18 protein-coding genes are annotated in these 16,972 nt (G+C 54.4%); 8 read left to right on the top strand and 10 right to left on the bottom strand.

The window, feature by feature from the left end:
- Positions 1-54: 54 nt before the first annotated feature.
- The gene (locus tag ABLN94_RS15370; RefSeq protein WP_352993747.1) at positions 55-1,968 is read left to right on the top strand and encodes an adenylate/guanylate cyclase domain-containing protein; all 1,914 of its coding nucleotides are present in this window, start codon (positions 55-57) and stop codon (positions 1,966-1,968) included.
- Positions 1,969-2,292: 324 nt separating this feature from the next.
- Here the strand turns inward: ABLN94_RS15370 and ABLN94_RS15365 are convergent, their stop codons facing one another.
- A complete protein-coding gene (locus ABLN94_RS15365) occupies positions 2,293-3,984 on the bottom strand; it encodes a winged helix-turn-helix domain-containing tetratricopeptide repeat protein (RefSeq protein WP_352993744.1) in 1,692 nt (563 codons plus the stop codon).
- Positions 3,985-4,165: 181 nt separating this feature from the next.
- Between ABLN94_RS15365 and ABLN94_RS15360 the strand changes: the two genes are divergently transcribed.
- Complete coding sequence (locus tag ABLN94_RS15360; protein WP_352993742.1) at positions 4,166-4,591, top strand: hypothetical protein; 426 nt, start codon at positions 4,166-4,168, stop codon at positions 4,589-4,591.
- Positions 4,592-4,978: 387 nt separating this feature from the next.
- Here the strand turns inward: ABLN94_RS15360 and ABLN94_RS15355 are convergent, their stop codons facing one another.
- The 3 genes from ABLN94_RS15355 to ABLN94_RS15345 all read right to left on the bottom strand — a co-directional run bounded on the left by ABLN94_RS15355 (position 4,979) and on the right by ABLN94_RS15345 (position 6,828).
- Positions 4,979-5,857: an ergot alkaloid biosynthesis protein gene (locus tag ABLN94_RS15355; RefSeq protein WP_352993739.1), complete on the bottom strand. Its 879-nt coding sequence runs from the start codon at positions 5,855-5,857 to the stop codon at positions 4,979-4,981.
- Positions 5,850-6,305, bottom strand: coding sequence for a nuclear transport factor 2 family protein (locus tag ABLN94_RS15350; RefSeq protein WP_352993736.1), 456 nt, complete (start codon positions 6,303-6,305; stop codon positions 5,850-5,852). The genes ABLN94_RS15355 and ABLN94_RS15350 overlap by 8 nt, the downstream gene beginning before the upstream one ends.
- A gap of 61 nt (positions 6,306-6,366) precedes the next feature.
- On the bottom strand, positions 6,367-6,828 hold the full coding sequence (locus tag ABLN94_RS15345) for a DMT family transporter (protein WP_352993733.1): 462 nt from the start codon (positions 6,826-6,828) through the stop codon (positions 6,367-6,369).
- 106 nt (positions 6,829-6,934) lie between these two features.
- Here ABLN94_RS15345 and ABLN94_RS15340 point away from each other — a divergent pair, with 106 nt between their 5' ends.
- Positions 6,935-7,546, top strand: coding sequence for a TetR/AcrR family transcriptional regulator (locus tag ABLN94_RS15340; protein WP_352993731.1), 612 nt, complete (start codon positions 6,935-6,937; stop codon positions 7,544-7,546).
- Positions 7,547-7,621: 75 nt separating this feature from the next.
- On the opposite strand, the gene ABLN94_RS15335 is transcribed toward ABLN94_RS15340, so the two are convergent.
- Positions 7,622-9,031, bottom strand: a complete 1,410-nt coding sequence (locus ABLN94_RS15335; RefSeq protein ID WP_352993729.1) for a PLP-dependent aminotransferase family protein — start codon at positions 9,029-9,031, stop codon at positions 7,622-7,624.
- A gap of 120 nt (positions 9,032-9,151) precedes the next feature.
- On the opposite strand from ABLN94_RS15335, the gene ABLN94_RS15330 reads away from it, so the two are divergent.
- Both ABLN94_RS15330 and ABLN94_RS15325 read left to right on the top strand, forming a co-directional pair.
- On the top strand, positions 9,152-9,541 hold the full coding sequence (locus tag ABLN94_RS15330) for a DUF983 domain-containing protein (protein ID WP_352993727.1): 390 nt from the start codon (positions 9,152-9,154) through the stop codon (positions 9,539-9,541).
- Positions 9,542-9,662: 121 nt separating this feature from the next.
- A complete protein-coding gene (locus ABLN94_RS15325; RefSeq protein WP_352993725.1) occupies positions 9,663-10,505 on the top strand; it encodes a hypothetical protein in 843 nt (280 codons plus the stop codon).
- A gap of 84 nt (positions 10,506-10,589) precedes the next feature.
- Here the strand turns inward: ABLN94_RS15325 and ABLN94_RS15320 are convergent, their stop codons facing one another.
- The gene (locus ABLN94_RS15320; RefSeq protein WP_352993723.1) at positions 10,590-11,339 is read right to left on the bottom strand and encodes an SDR family oxidoreductase; all 750 of its coding nucleotides are present in this window, start codon (positions 11,337-11,339) and stop codon (positions 10,590-10,592) included.
- A 95-nt stretch (positions 11,340-11,434) separates the two neighbouring features.
- Between ABLN94_RS15320 and ABLN94_RS15315 the strand changes: the two genes are divergently transcribed.
- The gene (locus tag ABLN94_RS15315) at positions 11,435-12,349 is read left to right on the top strand and encodes an AraC family transcriptional regulator (RefSeq protein ID WP_352993720.1); all 915 of its coding nucleotides are present in this window, start codon (positions 11,435-11,437) and stop codon (positions 12,347-12,349) included.
- Here the strand turns inward: ABLN94_RS15315 and ABLN94_RS15310 are convergent.
- Complete coding sequence (locus ABLN94_RS15310) at positions 12,329-13,294, bottom strand: AraC family transcriptional regulator (RefSeq protein ID WP_352993717.1); 966 nt, start codon at positions 13,292-13,294, stop codon at positions 12,329-12,331. The genes ABLN94_RS15315 and ABLN94_RS15310 overlap by 21 nt on opposite strands.
- Positions 13,295-13,478: 184 nt before the next feature.
- Here ABLN94_RS15310 and ABLN94_RS15305 point away from each other — a divergent pair, with 184 nt between their 5' ends.
- Positions 13,479-14,381 (top strand): SDR family oxidoreductase, encoded by a 903-nt coding sequence (locus tag ABLN94_RS15305; RefSeq protein ID WP_352993714.1) that lies wholly within the window; start codon positions 13,479-13,481, stop codon positions 14,379-14,381.
- 151 nt (positions 14,382-14,532) lie between these two features.
- Here ABLN94_RS15305 and ABLN94_RS15300 read toward each other — a convergent pair whose 3' ends face one another.
- Positions 14,533-15,270, bottom strand: a complete 738-nt coding sequence (locus ABLN94_RS15300; protein ID WP_352993711.1) for an SDR family oxidoreductase — start codon at positions 15,268-15,270, stop codon at positions 14,533-14,535.
- A gap of 93 nt (positions 15,271-15,363) precedes the next feature.
- Between ABLN94_RS15300 and ABLN94_RS15295 the strand changes: the two genes are divergently transcribed.
- The gene (locus tag ABLN94_RS15295; RefSeq protein WP_352993708.1) at positions 15,364-16,260 is read left to right on the top strand and encodes a LysR family transcriptional regulator; all 897 of its coding nucleotides are present in this window, start codon (positions 15,364-15,366) and stop codon (positions 16,258-16,260) included.
- 155 nt (positions 16,261-16,415) lie between these two features.
- Here the strand turns inward: ABLN94_RS15295 and ABLN94_RS15290 are convergent, their stop codons facing one another.
- Together ABLN94_RS15290 and ABLN94_RS15285 are read right to left on the bottom strand one after the other, a co-directional pair.
- Positions 16,416-16,634, bottom strand: coding sequence for a GDCCVxC domain-containing (seleno)protein (locus tag ABLN94_RS15290; RefSeq protein ID WP_352993705.1), 219 nt, complete (start codon positions 16,632-16,634; stop codon positions 16,416-16,418).
- A 4-nt stretch (positions 16,635-16,638) separates the two neighbouring features.
- Entirely contained in the window at positions 16,639-16,962 is a 324-nt protein-coding gene (locus ABLN94_RS15285; protein ID WP_352993702.1) for a hypothetical protein, read from the bottom strand.
- Positions 16,963-16,972: the final 10 nt, after the last annotated feature.

Here is a 16,972-nt window from a genome sequence, read left to right as displayed (position 1 = left end):
GCATGCATTGTCGAGATTTCGTGACATCCGTTAGACTGTAAGCAGGAGGGTCCTATGCAGCGCCGACTCGCCGCGATCATGGCTGCCGATGTCGTTGGGTATTCGTCGTTGATGGGCAGCGACGAGGCAGGGGTATTGTCCGCCCTCAAAACGGTGCGTTCAGAGATTTTTGATCCCGCAATTGCAAGACATCACGGGCGCCTCGTCAAGTTGATGGGGGATGGTGCTCTTGTCGAATTTGCTTCGGTTGTCGATGCGGTAACTTGTGGCGTCGAGATCCAGCGGGCAATGGCTGAAGCTGCTCCGACCCTCGACAACGGGTCGCAGTTGCAACTTCGGATCGGGATAAACCTCGGTGATGTCATGATTGCTGATGGGGACCTCTATGGTGACGGGGTGAATGTTGCCTCCCGCATTGAAGGTTTGGCGGACCCAGGCGGCGTCGCGGTTTCTGAGAGTGTCGAGCGACAGGCAATGGGCAAGGTGGATGCCGGATTTGAGGATCTCGGTCTGAAAAACCTGAAAAACATCGCTGAACCGGTTCGGGTTTTCCGCGTCATGCCCGACAGAGCACCCGCCTCTGTACAGTGGTCCAACAAGCTGACACCGGTGACCGGTGCATCGGTGCTGGTTGGTCTGGTCGTTGCAAGCTTGATAACGTGGTGGATCGGCTTTGATCACGAGCCACTCGATGTCATGACCTTTGATGAAGCTGCTCTGTTGACAGAGCCAACAGGCCCGACCGTTGCGGTTCTGCCGTTTCAAAACCTTAGCAATACGGACGCCCGCGATTTATTGGCTGTTGGCATTGGCGAAGACATCATCGTTGAGCTGGGGAGCTACCAGGACCTCAATGTATTGTCCCGCCAATCAACTCATTCCGTTGGACCGGACGAAAGTGAACCGCACAATATCCGGCAGAAATTCGGCGCGGAATATGTGCTGGAGGGCTCTGTCCGGCAGGTTGCAGATCGTCTGCGCGTGACGGCACGACTGATAGACACAACTTCGGGGCTTCAAGTCTGGTCGGGGGCGTATGACGAAAGTCTCACGACCTCAAATATTCTGGACGTTCAACTGAGCATTACCGAAAAAGTTGCCTCTGCTGTGGGTGACGCGGGCGGGGCGATCAAGCGCATTCACGCAGGTCATGCGCGTGCGAAACCTCCGGAACATCTGTCGTCTTATGAATGTTCCCTGCTGCGGGTTGGTTTTCTGAACCGACGAGATATGCAAGAGCGCGTCCGCGGCTGCATCCTGCGGGTTGTCGAAGACGAACCTGAGTATTGGCGCGGGTGGGCGCAATTGGCCGAGGCACTACTGACGGATGTGAAGCTTTTTACCGGGCTGTATCCAGGGACGCAGGATGAGAAAATCCAACGTGCGGAAGAGGCGGCGCGGAACGCAGTGTCTCTGAACCCGTATTCTGCGCGCGCTCACTTCCTTTTGGCGCTTGTACTTCAGATTCAGCGCGATCTTGACGGGTTCTTCTCGTCCGCCGAAACAGCGCTTGCATTGGGGACAGATCGTTATTTGCAAGGGCAAATCGGTTATGAATTCATATGGTCCGGGCGTCTGGATTTGGGGGCTGCGCTTGTTGAGAATGCAATAGCGCTTGACCCAAATGCAGCAGACCCGAACTGGTATCAGGCGCTGGCCGAGTATCATTTCCTGAACGGAGATTATGAAACAGCACTGAGCACCTATCGCAAGGGGGCACAGCCGGACATCTGGTGGTCGGTCTCCATAGAGGTCGCCATTCTGGCTGAACTTGGTCCGCGCGACGCCGCCATTGCCGCGCGGGACAGGCTCAACAAGATTCGTCCGGGAATAAAAATTGCCGACGTTGTCTGGATGTATCGGCGCTTTGCGCGGCCGGATGAACACATCCTACCTTTCGTCGAAGCCTACAGAGCTGTAGACATGCCCGAGGGACGGTTTGCCCCGCTAAAGGATAGTGCAGGCTGACCGACAGGGTGCGGTAAGGCATAGGGTGGGGCCAAGTGTGGCACCGATTTTCATTCGGGCACGCCCGCCTTTTGCAAGCTTGCCAGCCAGATCCGTCGGTTCTCGGAGTGGTTTTTTTGATCCTGCGAATTGCCTGGGCATCGCTGAGATTGATAGCTTCGGGGTGATCTCAAGCGCGTCTTTAACAGCCTCCGCAGTGATCTACTCACCACAAATTACGCGATACGGCTGCTCGGCTTTTAACGAGTTGCGCGCCGGAACGGGGCGTTCGCCAACCTTTTAACCGGACTTGAAAATACTTATATTGAACGAAATAGTTGATTTCTAAAGGCCCGCCTTACCTAGCCCACGCAGCATATCTTCGGTCCCAGCACCCATCCAACCTAGGCTTGAGCGCAAAGCCTCGATTGAAGGCCGTGAGGCACCTGTTTCGCTGAAGTGCCGATCAAGCAACTCGCTGGCGGCATCAACCCTGCCGTCCAGCGCCAGCGCTGAAGCCATCGCAAGGTTAGCGAATGAATCTTGTGGGGCTGTCGCAAGTGCTCGCTCCAAGGCGGCGATTGCCAGATTGTTTTGCTTGTTCTGGATGTGTGCCAGACCAAGATACTTCTCTTTGGTGAATGGGCGAAACCTTGGGTTCAGCTCCAGCGCATACTCGAAATACGGGATGGCTTTTTCCGGTTCGTCACTCGCCATGTGCACCAGGCCTGCACAAACGTATCCGCAATCCATGTTGGGATTCAGGTCCATTGCTGTTCGACAGGCCGGCATTCCCAACTCGGGTTGGCCCATGCGCGCGTAGCCCGCACCAACAAGCCAATAGGGTTCGGCATCCAATGGGTCCGCTTGCGTTGCTTTCAGGGCGGCCTCCAGCGACAGCTGCGCGGAATCTGAGCGGCTGACTCCGGGCACGGCCGCTAAGCTACCGACAAGATGAACAAAAGCAAGCCCACCCCAAGCGGATGCAATTTCGGGATCAAGCTCAGTCGCTTTGGTCAGAAGTGCGTAGGCTTCCTGATAGTCCGAGACACTTTGATGGTTGTAAAGCAATACGTTTCCACGCAGCGCATAATCCCAGGCATTGTCCATCAGTTCGGGGTCCTGACGGCCAAGGTCGGCTTTCCGAAGTTCTGCCCGCAACACCGACGCGATCTGACCAGTTACATTACCCTGAAGTTCGAACAGATCAGCGGCCGGTCGATCATATCGCTCAGACCAAAGATGGCTGTCGTTTTCGCCATCAATCAACTGAGCATTAACCCGGACGCGGTCACCTTCCAGCCGGACGCTCCCCTCAAGCACATAACGAACCCCAAGTTCTGCCGCTACCTGAGACGCGCCAACGCTCTTACCGCGATAGGTAAAAGATGTACTGCGTGAGATGACGAATGCATCCCGGATACGAGAAAGGTCCGTTATCAAGTCCTCGGTGAAAGCATCCGCAAGATAGGTTTTGCTTTCATCGCCTGAAAGGTTGTCAAAGGGCAGGACCGCGATGGACGGGCCGAGCGGCTTTGCAACACCAGCCGTTTCGGACTGAGTGCTTTGCCAAAAGAGATAGCCAACAATCCCGAGCGTGATGACCGCCGCCAATACGGCGTATCGCGCAACACCTGCTCGGGTCCCAGTTCGCTCCCTTCCGCTGTCGCCTGATGCAGGCGGTATGGTTTGAGACGTTGCGTTCTGGTCCTCAGGGATTTGCGGCTCCTCATCGGCCTTGACAGGGGCGACAAAACTGAAACCTCTGCGCGGGTAAGTCTTGATGAAGCGCTGCTGTTCCCGGTCATCGCACAATGCTTTGCGTATCGACCGAATCTGCGTGCTTATCGCCGCATCCGATACGATCTTTCCATCCCAAAGGGCATCGCACAGTTCCTCGCGCGAGATGATCCTCTCTTTCTCATTCAGAAAATAGTGCAGCAGTTCCAGCGCGCGGGGTTCAAGAGGGATAGCTTCGCCGTCCCGAAAGAGCCCGCGTGTGGGATCAAACGTGAAACGGTCGAACCGATATCGCATTAACCCTCTCCTGTATTGCCTTAAGACAACTCAGATCATCCTTAGAATTCCTCAAGTGCTCCTTAAGCACAAGTCTGCACCATGACGCAGACTCAGACATGCAAGCCCGGACGTCCGCGCTTGGTGCGTAGGTTCGCAACAAGCAGTTGCAGTCGTTCAATTCAAAACGGAGACACATCAAATGAAAATTCGCAACAATACCTTTGCCGCGCTACTTGCTCTTACAGCACTTTCCACCCCGGCACTTGCAGAAACTCAACTGGAAAACGCGCTCGCGAATGGAGCTCATCGTCTGACGGCCGAAGAGGTGAGCATTCGTCTGGCCGACAAAACCGTTACGTTTGAGAACGCAAATACCGGTGCTAAGGCGTTGGTGTATTATGACGGGAGCAATAGCACCAAACTGAAGCTGGAAGACGGAACCATGCTAGATGGGTTTTACGCCTTTGACCTCGCCGACCACGTGTGCGTTGGCGTCTATGGAAACGAACCAATGCGCCTGCGGTGCGTGCATGTCGTTCTGATTGACGGTGTGATGCACAAATTCGAACTCGACGGAAGTCTGCGCGGGCGGATTATCGAGGAAGTCAGCGGCAACGTAATCTAAACCTCATCAAGTCGCCCGTACTGCAAGCCGAATGTTGTGCCGGTGATTTGGATGAGCAACACTCTTCCATCACCGACACTGTTTAACATAAAAAATTGGATGACAGCTGAGGGATCGCGGTTCCCAATCTCTCGACACTACAGCTGCGGTTGCTTCCGGCAAAGTAGCCAGGTGTTGCAAAGTCCGCTAATTGCGCTTCACTGTCTTTCGAGAAGCATGCAGCATCCTGTGGTTTCGGACTCATTGTCGACCTTCGCTGACTTCTGTGTCTATGACTGGAGGCAGCCCAAACCGGACATTCATCGCCGAGCTTAGCAATCTTCGACATGCGCAACATTGCTACCGTCCCCGAAGCCAACACGAAGGTCAGCTAAGGACACACTCATCTCACATGTTCGCTGTCTCAGCCACTCGCATCTTGGTATCTTTTCTCCGCGTCCATGCTTCCATGTTTTGCTGAACGAACTGATTGATAGAGGTTGGTCGTGATCCGGTCAGCTTCAGCACACTGTCAGTGACGCGATCCTCTGATCCGCCAGCAATTACACCGTCCATTGCCGCCAGTGTTCTTGCGTACTCTTCCGGCAATCCGAGGCTTTGATGACGCTCTGCCAGTTCATCGATGGTCAGGCGATGATGGGTGATCTTCCGCCCCAATTGATTGCTCAGTGTTTCGGCAACGACATCATAAGAAATCGCTTCTGGGCCAGTGAGTATATAGTCAGTGTTTTCGACTGATGGAGTGACCAGCAGCGCCGTTGCACAGGCTGCTATATCGCCAGCATCGATAAAGCCAACTCGGCCGTCATCTGTCGCTGTGTAGATGGCGGACTCATCGCGAATGGGATCACGGTGATGAAGCTCGGAGAAGTTCTGCATGAACCAGGTTGGACGCAGCACGGCCCACTCTGGAGCGTTGGAGCGCAGCCAGGCGTGGACTGCGCCCATCATGGGTCCGCCTTCGTCCAAAGAAGAAGCACTAAGCAGCACGAAGCGTTGGACGCCCGCGGCAAGTGCCGCCTCAAGACCGGGCTGCATTGCTCCCAGTGAATCCACGGTGTTTGTGGGTGCTACGAGGTAAACAGCCCTCACGCCTTCGAAAGCATCCGTGAAAGTGGACGGATCGCTCCAGTCGAAGCGCACGTCGTTTTTATTCTGAGGACTGCGTGTTCCCACGCTGGGGGCCAGCCCTTTTGCATGTAGCTGTTTGACGACGCGGCTTCCCGTCTTTCCGGTGCCGCCGGTGACAAGAATGGAATTAGTCATCAATAAAGTCTCCCAACTTGGACTTAAGAACTTCGACGCCGCCGACAGCGTTCAGCAGAACTAGAGGGTTCCAGTAGTCGCGATAGTGCGTGATACGTCCGTTTTGGACCTCGATGACCGATATGTAGTCTTGATCATAGCGCCCGGCCTCACCTTCACCTTTGCAGGAGAACTCCAGCACAAAAGTTTCACCGTCTTTGGCAACATGGGTGACTGCCGGGCTCATGGATTCAAAGCTGATTAGGCCGCCTGCCGTTGGCAGATAGGCGGCCATCGTGTCTCGGCCGCGGAGTTCTCGCACCGAGCCTTCTGGAGCAAACGGGAACTCGAACACGATGCCTTCGTCACACATGTCTAGGAAGTTCTCGCCTGCTTCTGCGATGATTGCATCTCCGAGGGCACCGCGCAGCATCGCGCCAAAGCTGGGTATGTTATTCGTGTCAGACATGATTTCTTTACCTCTTGTTGTTCCCTTAACGGGAGGGTTTTTCTGTGAGTGATGACTTGGCTTAAGTCGCTTTTCCAAACTGCATGATCAGAACACCTGCAATCGACAGCACAGCACCAGTGATGCGATAGAAGTCGGCTGGTCGAGGAGCGTTCCCAAGAAGCCCGTTCTGGTCCAGGATGAGTGCCATCGTCATTTGTCCGGCAACGACTGCGGCAATAAATGCGGCGGCCCCAAAGCGTGGGATCAGAACCATGGTCGCCATCACGTAAATGACACCGATCACACCTCCTACCCACGCCCAGGGAGGAGCCGCATATAGTGATGATAAGCTTGGCAATGTCGGTCGAAGCCATGCGATGCCGACCACCAGACAAACGAATGAAATTCCAAACGACAACAGAGTTGCCCAGAGTGGGTGGCCGGCAGCGCGGCTGAGCTCGGCGTTCATTCCGGCATGGATGGGTATCAAGGCCCCGCAAAGCAGAGGCGCAAACCACAGAAGTGCGATTTTCGGGTCCATCTTCGCGTCCTTTCATCAGCCGCCAAAAACGGGTTGCGGTATCGACAAGTTTGCCTCAAAATACAATGGAACGATACCGTTTCGTCCTATATAAGGGAGAATCACGATGGAACGCAAGAGTTCCGACGTAAAATATTCTGATCGGCCGCGTCGGAAGCCGGCCGGGGCTGCCGTTTTGCAAGACACGGTGACGGAAGCAATTCAACGCGCCTTGTTTGAGGAATGGGCGGAAACGGGTTACTCGGCTCTACGCATGGAGCGTATTGCGGCTCGCGCAGGTGTCGGAAAGGCGGCGCTCTATCGAAGGAGCAAATCCAAGTTTGAACTGGTGACCGAAGCGGTGAAATCAGCGGCCACGAATATCACTCCAATTCCGGACACAGGATCTTTTGAGAAGGACGTTGCCAGGCTCATGCGCAGAATGGCTGCAACTCTGCGCCATCCGCTTGTGAGGCGGATTCTGCCGGACCTACATGCTGAGCACGCTCGTTCTGATGAATTGGCAGAATTGCTGGAGAGTGTGACGCGGGATCGCCGGGCCCAAGCAATGGTTATGTTGGACAGAGCCATTGAGCGTGGCGAGCTGACAAAGGACACAGATCGGCAAATGATCCTGGATATGTTTATCGCACCGCTCTACTGGCACGTCATTGTTCAGCATCGACCTGTCAGATCTGCGGACATTCAACGATTTACCAATCTGGTACTAAGTGTATAGAAATAAACAGTAACTATAAAGCAAGTTGAATAACTGAGGCGAAGGTCGTTTCGGTTTTCGGCACAGCCTAACAGCCTAGGGAACCCAATTTTGATGGGTGATCGCATAATTCAACGCTTCGAGATCTTCAGTCAGCTGGCTGTATGAGATTGGCCCTCCCAGGCACACCCTGACCGCTTCGTCGGGTGCGCCTGTTACCGTAAAGGCATTGCTCGGCATAACTCCGACTTGACGATTGGCCATGTGGCTCATCACGTCAGCTCGGCTCGACCCTTCGGGCAGCTTGAGCCAGATATTAAATGCTTCGTTGCTGCCGACGAAGTCTTGGTCCAGCATAATCTTGGCCGCAAGGTTCTGTCTGCGGTTCGCTTCCTTGCGGACGAACTTTTGCACCGCCGCGGCTGTACCATCCTCGATCCATCGCGCCATCAAAGCTGTTGTGATTGGTGACGCCATGACATTCGATGCTTGCAAGGCCCGCGTGAAGTGGGTTTTCGACAGCCCAGACGGAACCGCCGTAAGCGCAAGCCTCAAACCAGCGCCCAGACATTTCGAAAGACCCGCGATGTACCACCCCAATTCGGGGATCTGCTGTGAGATAGGCGGTGGCGCATCCGACGACACAAAACGACAAGCGTCATCTTCAATCAAAGGCAAACCGTAGTTGTTCAAAACGGATGCGATCTGCTCACGTCGCTCTGTTGGAATTGTAAGCGTCAGGGGATTTTGTAGCGTCGGGTTCAGGTACAGAGCAGAAGGCGCATGTTCTCGGATTGCAGCATCCAGCTCATCGGGGAGAATTCCACTGTTATCCGATCTCACGCCAACCAGCCGAATACCAAGTTGGGCAGCGATGGCACGAATGCCGGGATAGGTCACACGCTCACAGATCACGGTGTCTCCTGGCTTGGAGAGCAATGTCAGGATCGACAGCAAACTGGCATGTGCGCCTGGCGTGATGGCCAATTGATCTGCTGTGATGTCGATACCATTGATGGTCATCCAGCGCGCTGCGGTCTCCCGGTCTTGCCGGCTCCCGATAATGGATTGGTAGCGAAGTAGAGGAACGAGGTTCGCAGAAACATGTGTGAGACCTTGCTCCATACGGGCCACCAGAGCTGGATCATCTGGCTCAGGGGGCATGTTCATGTTTGGGTCTTCTTCCAGCGCGCGGCGCGGGTCTGCTTTTTCTGAGGTTTCTTCTGGTTTTCGGATAAACGAACCCCGGCCGACAAAGGTGTCGATATACCCTCGCTTCGCAGCCTCAGAGTATCCGCGAGAGACAGTTGTGAAATCCAAGCCAACAAGCTTGGCGACGCTGCGTTGAGGCGGAAGCCTGTCACCTGCATCAAGCACACCTGTTTCCACATCATGTCTGATCGCTTCCGCGATCTGGACATAGAGTGGTTTCCCGTCGTCGCGCAGATTCGGTGTCCATGACTTCAAGGCATCATTCCATTCAATATATAAGATTGTGTCTGTCACCTTTATCCTTATTACAGGCGAATTTCAACATATTGTCGCACCTGCCACCATATTGATTGGGTATTGATTGCATTTTGTTTGAAGATGAATTATCTGAGGCGCAACAGAAGGAGATCAAAGATGTCCGAACTTGCAATTGACGCCCACGACGACAGTGAAGAGCGCCCCATCAAACCGGCGATCATGAATGGGATGCGCCTCAAGTGCCCCAAATGCGGGGAAGGCAAACTGCTGCATAGCTACATCAAAGTGAACGATGAGTGCTCGAATTGCGGTTTGGATCTGAGCCATCAGCGGGCTGATGATGGTCCGGCTTATCTTACGATCCTGATCGTTGGCCACCTTATGGGGTTTGCGTTGCACATCGCCTGGGTGACATGGAGGCCAGAACCCTGGGTCTTGGCTTTGAGCATGTCGGTCATCGCAGTAGTCGGCGCCTTGGCACTGCTGCCGGTCATGAAGGGCCTGATTGTCGGATACCAATGGGCCAAACGAATGCACGGGTTCTAGGTCACGCCGAACGAATACGGTAATCGAAGCTGGAGCGCTCCCGGTCAGGCTCTGTACGTTATCGGTTAGGCGAGCCGCCCCCCCCATGAATTCTAAGCCCTTTCAAAGGATGGTTGCCTAGATGGATTTGGATCTCTTTTCACTAGAGGCGACAGGAAAGACGATTGCGGACCTCACATCAGCCGCCCCCCTTATTCCTGCGAAAACCGCTGTCAATGTGGCCTGGCTGAACGATGAGGATGATTACGACAGGCTGCGAACGGTGCGCCGGATCGACGATGCCGGACTATCGCCGGTGCCGATATTTGCAGCTCGTCGCCTTCAATCAAAGAAACACTTGTTTGACCTGACCGAAAAACTCCGGTTTGCCGGCGCACAAGGACAAGCCATGGTCGTTGGTGGTGACCCATCAGATGCGTCGGGGCCATTCAACAACACGATGGATCTCCTTCGAACGGAGTGGATTGAAAAGTATGCGATCAAGAGGGTCACCTTGCCGGGTTTTCCTGAGGGGAACGCTGCCATAGGTTATCGTTCGGACGTGGCCCTACTGGAGCAGAAGGTAAAACTTTTGGAGTCCTACGGATGCAGCGTGAGCATAACCACTCAACTTGCCTTTGATCCTAACAGAATTCTCAACTGGATAAGCCAGCTTCGAAAGGTTGGTCTTGGCCAGACGATCCAAATTGGAATACCTGGGCCGACAAAAAAGGATCACCTGCTCAGGTTTGCACGTTCATTTGGGGTTTCGGCTGGCGGGTTGAACAGCGTGAGTGACACTGTGGACGGGATCGTTGATTTCTCCCGTCTGGTCCGCTTGATCGAACAAGAGCTGCAACGACGCAATTTAGCAGATATTGCGGTTCACCTTTATCCCTTTGGTGGCACGAAGGCTGCCGTTGAGTGGCTTACTGCGGTTAAGGCGCGGCAAACGCGGGACACTTCGAGTAAAATGCTGGCGTGACGCAATACCAGATGCAAAAAAGGCCGGCGCATTTGGGTCGGCCATTTTAGTTTCCGAGAGGGTTTCTTCTTATTGTTGAGGGTGTCACGCCGCCAAAGCGACCGAGTCCTTTCCAGCAGGGAGCCGAAGTGGGCATGTGCTGTCGGTGACGGCCCTCCAGATTGCCTGAACGACATCCTCGGAGAAGGTGAACTCCTTCCCTTCGGTGTTCATGAAGGCAGCCATGGTTTGCTCGACGAACGGCTTGTAGTCTTCAGGCGTGTCATTGGATTCTGACATCATTGCCATTGCGTTCTTGCCAAAATTCGTCGTTGGGGCCTGACCTGGTAGAACGATATGGGTCCGGATACCCAGCGGAGCCAGTTCGAGGGCAAGGCATTCGGTGAAGGCGTTCACCGCAGCTTTACTTGCCGTGTAGACCGAAGCCAGCGGCAGCGGTTTAAGTGTGACACTGGAAGAGACATTCACGATCACCCCTGACCCCGTGGCGCGCATTTGCGGCAGCATCGCACGGACCATTTCCATGGTGCCGAACGTGTTGGTCTCAAAAATCCGGCGCAGGTTATCCTCTGATGTGCCCTCAAAAGGGGAAAGCCAGCCGACGCCTGCGTTGTTCACCAAAGCGTCGATGGCGCCAGCAGCTTCCACAGCCTTTGCGATACTCTCACTATCCGAGATATCCAATGGCAGGATCGCCAAACGATCTGATACCGGCAATAGTGTTTCATCTGGCTTGCGCATTGTCGCGATTACCGACCAGCCCTGTTCGAGGAAGAAGCGCGAAGTCTCCAGTCCAAATCCCGAAGAACATCCTGTGATCAATACGGTCTTCATGACGTTATCTCCTATTCGTTGATGCCTTGAAAGTAGATGACGTCGGCAGTATTATATATAATCAATAGTCCTTTTCTTTTTATCAATGGTCCAAAATGGCAGATCCATTCTCTGAAATCATCACCCTCCTTCAACCCAAAGCGTCCTATTCCAAACTGGTACATGCATCGGGACCATTTCGGGTGCATCGCGAGGATGTAAACGAGGCCTTCTACTGCTCACTTCTAACCGGACGCGCACGCCTGGAGGTCGAAGGAAAAGAACCGTTGGTATTGAATGCGGGTGATTTTGTACTGATCCCTGCGGTTAAGTCCTTCACCTTCTCAAGCATGGACCCTCCGCCACCCGCTGATTTGGTCAACCACCCGGTGGAGGGTGAAGACGGTATTTTCCGGCTTGGGGCATCTGACGCGGATCCAGAAGTTCAACAGCTCGTGGGACACTGCACCTTTGCCAGCCCGGACGCTGATCTATTGATCTCTCTACTGCCTGATCTGATCTTTGTCCGCGGTGAGGGTCGGTTGGCTGCGCTTACAGGGCTTGTTCGCGACGAGGCTCGCGCAAGCAGGCCGGCGCGAGATGTGATCGTCGAGAACCTATTGCAAGTCCTGCTGATCGAAGCCTTCCGCTCTGGCGCGGACCCGGCCCCGACTGCTGGCCTTTTGCATGGATTGGCAGACATGCGGGTTGGACCCAGTTTGCGAGCCATGCACGCGGCCCCGGCTCACAGTTGGACTGTTCAGGCTCTTGCAACCGAAGCCGGGCTATCGCGGTCTGCATTCTTCACCCGGTTTGAAGGGGTCATGGGAATGCCCCCAATGAGCTACTTGCAAAACTGGCGGATGACACTGGCAAAGCACATGCTTCGGGCGGGCGATCTCAGCATTGCCGAAATCTCTGCCCAGACAGGCTATGGGTCGTCCAGTGCCTTCAGCACTGCATTTTCCCGCTATGTAGGATGCCCGCCCGCGCGCTACTCAAAGGCAAATCTACTGGAAGCTTCGGGATAGGTCCTCGGCGGTCAAAACAGGGTCCGAACCACCTTTGGAACGCTCATTCACAAACTGACGAGGTGGGCGCCCCATCACTCTTTTGAAAGCTGTGTTGAACGCGTTTTCGGACTTATATCCGAAGGCATCAGCGACGGTCGCGATGGTGCATCGGGATGACAGGAGCTGGTCGCTCGCTTTGATCATTCGAAGAACAGCAAGGTATTCCATGGGACTTTGTCCCGCGGCTTCTTGGAAACGCCTCGCAAAGACTGATCTCGACATACTTGCAACTTCAGCCAATTCGCTCAGCGTCCATTTCTTGCCGGGATCACTGTGCATTGCAGTCAGCGCCAAAGCTAAGCGTGTGTCAGCGAGCGCCTTAAGCCAGCTCAGTTGAGTATCCTTATCCGCATGATGATGACGCAGGGTCTGGATCAGGACCACATGCGAGAGATGTTGTGCAACCAAGGCACTACCCGGTCGAGCATCAGCCAGTTCCTCCAGGATCAATCCTACTGAGTGAACCAGATGGGCGGCGATCTCTTCTTGCGCCGGAATAACCATAATCGACGGCAGCATCGAAATGAGCCTGAATGCGTGCACTTGAGAGACGGTAAAGCGGCAGCTTGCAATCATTGTGCCCCCGCCACCGTTGATAACCGCTGGCTCCTTTGAAAGTGGCGCTGTCAGAAGCTGCTCTACGGGTTCGGCTTCAAGAGAAGGATCGGTCTTGATCGCAAAAGGACGACCCGTCGGTAGGATAAAAAAGTCGCCTTCCCTAACCAGAACGGGTTCTTTGCGGCCCTCAACAGACATCCAGGCATCACCAGAAATCATGGCGTTGCATTTCAGAGCACCCGCCTGATCGGGAAAGCCAATCGCAGAGGGATGCCCAAGGTCGAGAAGACCTGCCAGATGGCTCTGAGGTTTCAGGATGGAGAGGATGTCAGAAAGAGGGTCCACGTGATCTCTGCCGATTTGGAATGTATCGGAACTCTATCAGCTTGAAGCCATTCCTCCAAGAGATTGGGACGATTGCGAAGATATTCGAGATATTCACTTATTGATAACGCCAGTTTCGCCGGTAAATTTAATGACAAAAATCCTGAGCCGCTGCGCAGGTTTCAACACGTCATAGGAGATATCAATGCGCGTTTTTGTAACCGGAGCCACTGGCTATGTCGGATCTGCCGTCGTCCGCGAACTATTGGATCACGACCATTCGGTCATCGGGTTGGCTCGTTCAGAATCCTCAGCCGAGGCCTTGAAGAAAGCCGGTGCTGAGGCACATCACGGAGACCTTGAGGATCTGGACAGCTTGCGCACAGGCGCCGCTCAGGCAGACGCTGTGATCCACCTTGGCTTCAACCACGACTTCTCGAAATTTGCGGAAAACTGCGCTCATGATGCCGAAGTGGTCCGTGCCATCGGAAATGAGTTGGCAGGCTCTGACCGGCTGTTCCTCGCGACATCCGGCACAGCGATACTGACGCCAGGTGTCGAGTCCAAGGAAACAGACCTTGCTCCGACGGGCGACATGGTAAACCCCCGCGTAGCGACTGAACACGCTGGCGCGGAAATGGCGCAAAAAGGTGTGAAGATTGCTGCCGTGCGTCTCGCACCCTCGGTACACGGCGCAGGTGATCATGGCTTTGTCCGGATGCTGGCGGATATCGCGAAGCAACATGGCGAAGGCGCTTACATCGACGAAGGACAAAATCGCTGGTGCGCCGTCCATCGCCTGGATGCAGCAAGGCTTTACCGGTTGGCTTTAGAACGCAACGAAGGCGGCGTTCATTACCACGGCGTTGCTGAAGAAGGCGTGCCTTTCAAGGATATCGCCGAGGCCTTGGGTCGCAGTCTGGGGCTCCCAGTCTCGTCCAAAACCGACGACGATGCGCAAGCCTATTTTGATTGGTTCAGTTTCATGGCTGCTTCAGACAGTCCGGCATCGAGCACATGGACCCGAGAGGTTCTCAACTGGTCCCCATCAGAGCCAAGTCTGATTTCAGACATTGATGCTGGACTCTACAGCTCATCGAAGGATTAAGGAGGAAAAGGGTAGATAGGCATCAGATTTCAGCTTGGACGTCTGCCGGATTGTAATTCTGATAGCTACCATTCGCGCTAGGTGCGATTGATAGCTATCTCCGCACTTCCGCCATTTGTTCAGAAATGCATAGCTTTCCGAGAGGGGTGTCTTAGACGACACCGCCATTGGCACGCAGTGATTGACCACTGATCCAACGGCCATCCGGTCCGGCCAGAAGCGAAACAGCAGCAGCGATGTCTTCGGGCGTTCCGAGCCGGCCAAACGGGTTCATCTTCTTGATGTTTTCAATCAATGCTTCGGGTTTTCCATTGATGAACAAGTCGGTCCCAACCGGCCCCGGCGCGACGGTATTAACGGTGATGTCACGTGAGCCCAGTTCTTTGGCCAGCACATGGGTCATCGCTTCCACCGCAGCTTTTGTTGCCGCATAGACCCCATAGGTCGGCTGATAGAGCCCGACAACACTGGAGGACAGACTGACAATCGCTCCGCCTGCGTTAAGGCGATTGGCAGCCTCGCGCATGCCGCGAAAGACACCGCCAATGTTGATGGCGCAGTGAGCCTCGAAGTCAGCATCGGAAGTAGATGCAACTGCGCTCAGGCGCATTATACCCGCGTTGTTGACCAGAACATCGACAGAGCCGAATTCCTGTTCAGCCGCATCGAACAAACTTGGCATGCAGGATGGATCAGAGATGTCGCCCTGAACTGCGATTGCCTGGCCGCCAGCTTTTTTGATAGCGTCTACAATCTCGTTCGCTCCGGCCACATCACTTGCATAATTGGCAATGATTGCATGGCCATCCTGAGCCAGTCGGAGTGCGATGGCTGCACCAATCCCTTTGCTGGCGCCGGTTACAATTGCCGTTCGTTGTTCGTGTACCATGTCAGTCTCCTTTCTGTTTGCAGCGAAGATAGATACGGAGACAAACCAGATAATCAGCCTTGTTTTGGAAATACAATTCGGTAAAAGTGAACAATGATCGATAGACTTGAAACCATGCGCCTGTTTGTTCGGGTGCTGGAACGCGGGAGCTTCACAAAGGCCGCAGCGGATCTGAACATTCCGCGGTCTACCGCAAGTGAAGCCATCCAGAGGCTGGAGCGTGACCTTGGTAGTCGGCTGCTGGATCGAACGACACGCCATGTTGCTCCAACACCGGATGGGCAAGCCTATTACCAAAGATGCGCGTCTATTTTAGCTGATATTGAAGAAGCTGAAGGTGCACTGCGTGGGCACGAGCCGTCAGGTCTACTTCGCATTGACGCCCCCGGCACGCTGACGCGGGTCTTCCTGCTGCCGCACCTGACTGACTTTCTCGCCAAGTATCCCAAGATCACCCTTCAACTCGGTCAGACAGAGCGCCTTGTGGATCTGGTGCGCGAGGGCGTTGATTGCGTCATCCGCGCAGGTATTCCTGATGATAGCGGAATGATCACGCGACACCTGACAGACCTTCCGGAGATCACCTGTGCGAGTCCAGAGTATCTGGCCAAGTTTGGCACTCCCAAGTCGGTAGACGATCTGAAAGGTCATCAGATGGTTGGTTTTGTGTCTTCTCGCACCGGCGCCGCATTGCCGCTGGAGTTTAAGGTCGGAGACAAGATTCAGGATGTAACGTTGCCAGCGCTGGTTACAGCGAATGACGCGGACACAGTGCATCATCTGATCCGAGACGGGTTCGGAATTGGACAAGCGCCGAAATATCGTTTTCTGGAAGATTTGGAAGATGGTCGTCTTGTTGAAGTCCTGCCGGATACGCCGCCATCCCCAACCCCGCTGGCTGCGTTTTACCCACAAAACCGACAACTCTCACCGCGCGTCAGAGTTTTCCTCGATTGGATCGTTCGCATTTTCGATAAGGCCGCACGTTGACCAAATGTCTAGGGCCGTCCGCTCGACTTTGCAAAGTCAGCTTTCTGCGCATCGTAGACCTTCGCGCCCTGAGCACCACTGGCAACTTTGGGTTCAAAGCGTGCTTTCACAGCAAATCGTCCGAATAACCGCTCTGCGGACCAAAGCAGACTTTGTCATCCGCAACAATTATCGCCATTCTGGATCGGCGGGCAAGGCACCGTGGCATAGGAACAGTAGACACAACAGTCCCCTTCCAACGGCTTTAAAACCGCTGCGCAAGACTTGCATTCATAGAACCACTGGCAAGAATCCGTCGGCATTATTTCGGTTTCGCTGTGACCGCATTTCGGGCACGTCAGGGTGCTTTCAAGCACTACAGTTTGCTCTGTCATTGTTTCACATCTGCATTATCAGGTAATCGTTGATCCGGGCCTCGTTAAAGACGACGACCCAAGCTAACGCGGTGATTGCGGTCGTCCCCGAAAGCCACCATTTCAACTTTGTTAGGGAACCGCGCTGATAAGATATAAGCCACGATATAGCGACAAGCGCCGTCGAAATCGCCAATACGTAGTAGCTTGCCGCCGCGATCTTTCCGAAAATGGCCAGCCAACTGCCTCCTAGTCCCAGCAACATCATTGTCATGGGCAATACACAGCAAGTCGCGACGCCGAGCGCTGACAGTGACCCCAGATAACTAACGCTAAGGTACTTTTGCATTTCATTCCCT

It is taken from the genome of Ruegeria sp. SCP11, assembly GCF_040329455.1.
GTDB lineage: Bacteria > Pseudomonadota > Alphaproteobacteria > Rhodobacterales > Rhodobacteraceae > Ruegeria > Ruegeria atlantica_E.
Note: the sequence above shows the minus strand (reverse complement) of the source record. Positions and strands in the feature narration are given on the sequence as shown.

Coding starts and splice junctions, on each gene's coding strand:
- ABLN94_RS15345 (WP_352993733.1), bottom strand. CDS start 6,828: ATGGACCCGAAAATCGCACTTCTGTGGTTTGCGCCTCTGCTTTGCGGG.
- ABLN94_RS15350 (WP_352993736.1), bottom strand. CDS start 6,305: ATGTCTGACACGAATAACATACCCAGCTTTGGCGCGATGCTGCGCGGT.
- ABLN94_RS15305 (WP_352993714.1), top strand. CDS start 13,479: ATGCGCGTTTTTGTAACCGGAGCCACTGGCTATGTCGGATCTGCCGTC.
- ABLN94_RS15315 (WP_352993720.1), top strand. CDS start 11,435: ATGGCAGATCCATTCTCTGAAATCATCACCCTCCTTCAACCCAAAGCG.
- ABLN94_RS15290 (WP_352993705.1), bottom strand. CDS start 16,634: ATGACAGAGCAAACTGTAGTGCTTGAAAGCACCCTGACGTGCCCGAAA.
- ABLN94_RS15340 (WP_352993731.1), top strand. CDS start 6,935: ATGGAACGCAAGAGTTCCGACGTAAAATATTCTGATCGGCCGCGTCGG.
- ABLN94_RS15300 (WP_352993711.1), bottom strand. CDS start 15,270: ATGGTACACGAACAACGAACGGCAATTGTAACCGGCGCCAGCAAAGGG.
- ABLN94_RS15320 (WP_352993723.1), bottom strand. CDS start 11,339: ATGAAGACCGTATTGATCACAGGATGTTCTTCGGGATTTGGACTGGAG.
- ABLN94_RS15360 (WP_352993742.1), top strand. CDS start 4,166: ATGAAAATTCGCAACAATACCTTTGCCGCGCTACTTGCTCTTACAGCA.
- ABLN94_RS15285 (WP_352993702.1), bottom strand. CDS start 16,962: ATGCAAAAGTACCTTAGCGTTAGTTATCTGGGGTCACTGTCAGCGCTC.
- ABLN94_RS15365 (WP_352993744.1), bottom strand. CDS start 3,984: ATGCGATATCGGTTCGACCGTTTCACGTTTGATCCCACACGCGGGCTC.
- ABLN94_RS15330 (WP_352993727.1), top strand. CDS start 9,152: ATGTCCGAACTTGCAATTGACGCCCACGACGACAGTGAAGAGCGCCCC.
- ABLN94_RS15355 (WP_352993739.1), bottom strand. CDS start 5,857: ATGACTAATTCCATTCTTGTCACCGGCGGCACCGGAAAGACGGGAAGC.
- ABLN94_RS15370 (WP_352993747.1), top strand. CDS start 55: ATGCAGCGCCGACTCGCCGCGATCATGGCTGCCGATGTCGTTGGGTAT.
- ABLN94_RS15295 (WP_352993708.1), top strand. CDS start 15,364: ATGATCGATAGACTTGAAACCATGCGCCTGTTTGTTCGGGTGCTGGAA.
- ABLN94_RS15325 (WP_352993725.1), top strand. CDS start 9,663: ATGGATTTGGATCTCTTTTCACTAGAGGCGACAGGAAAGACGATTGCG.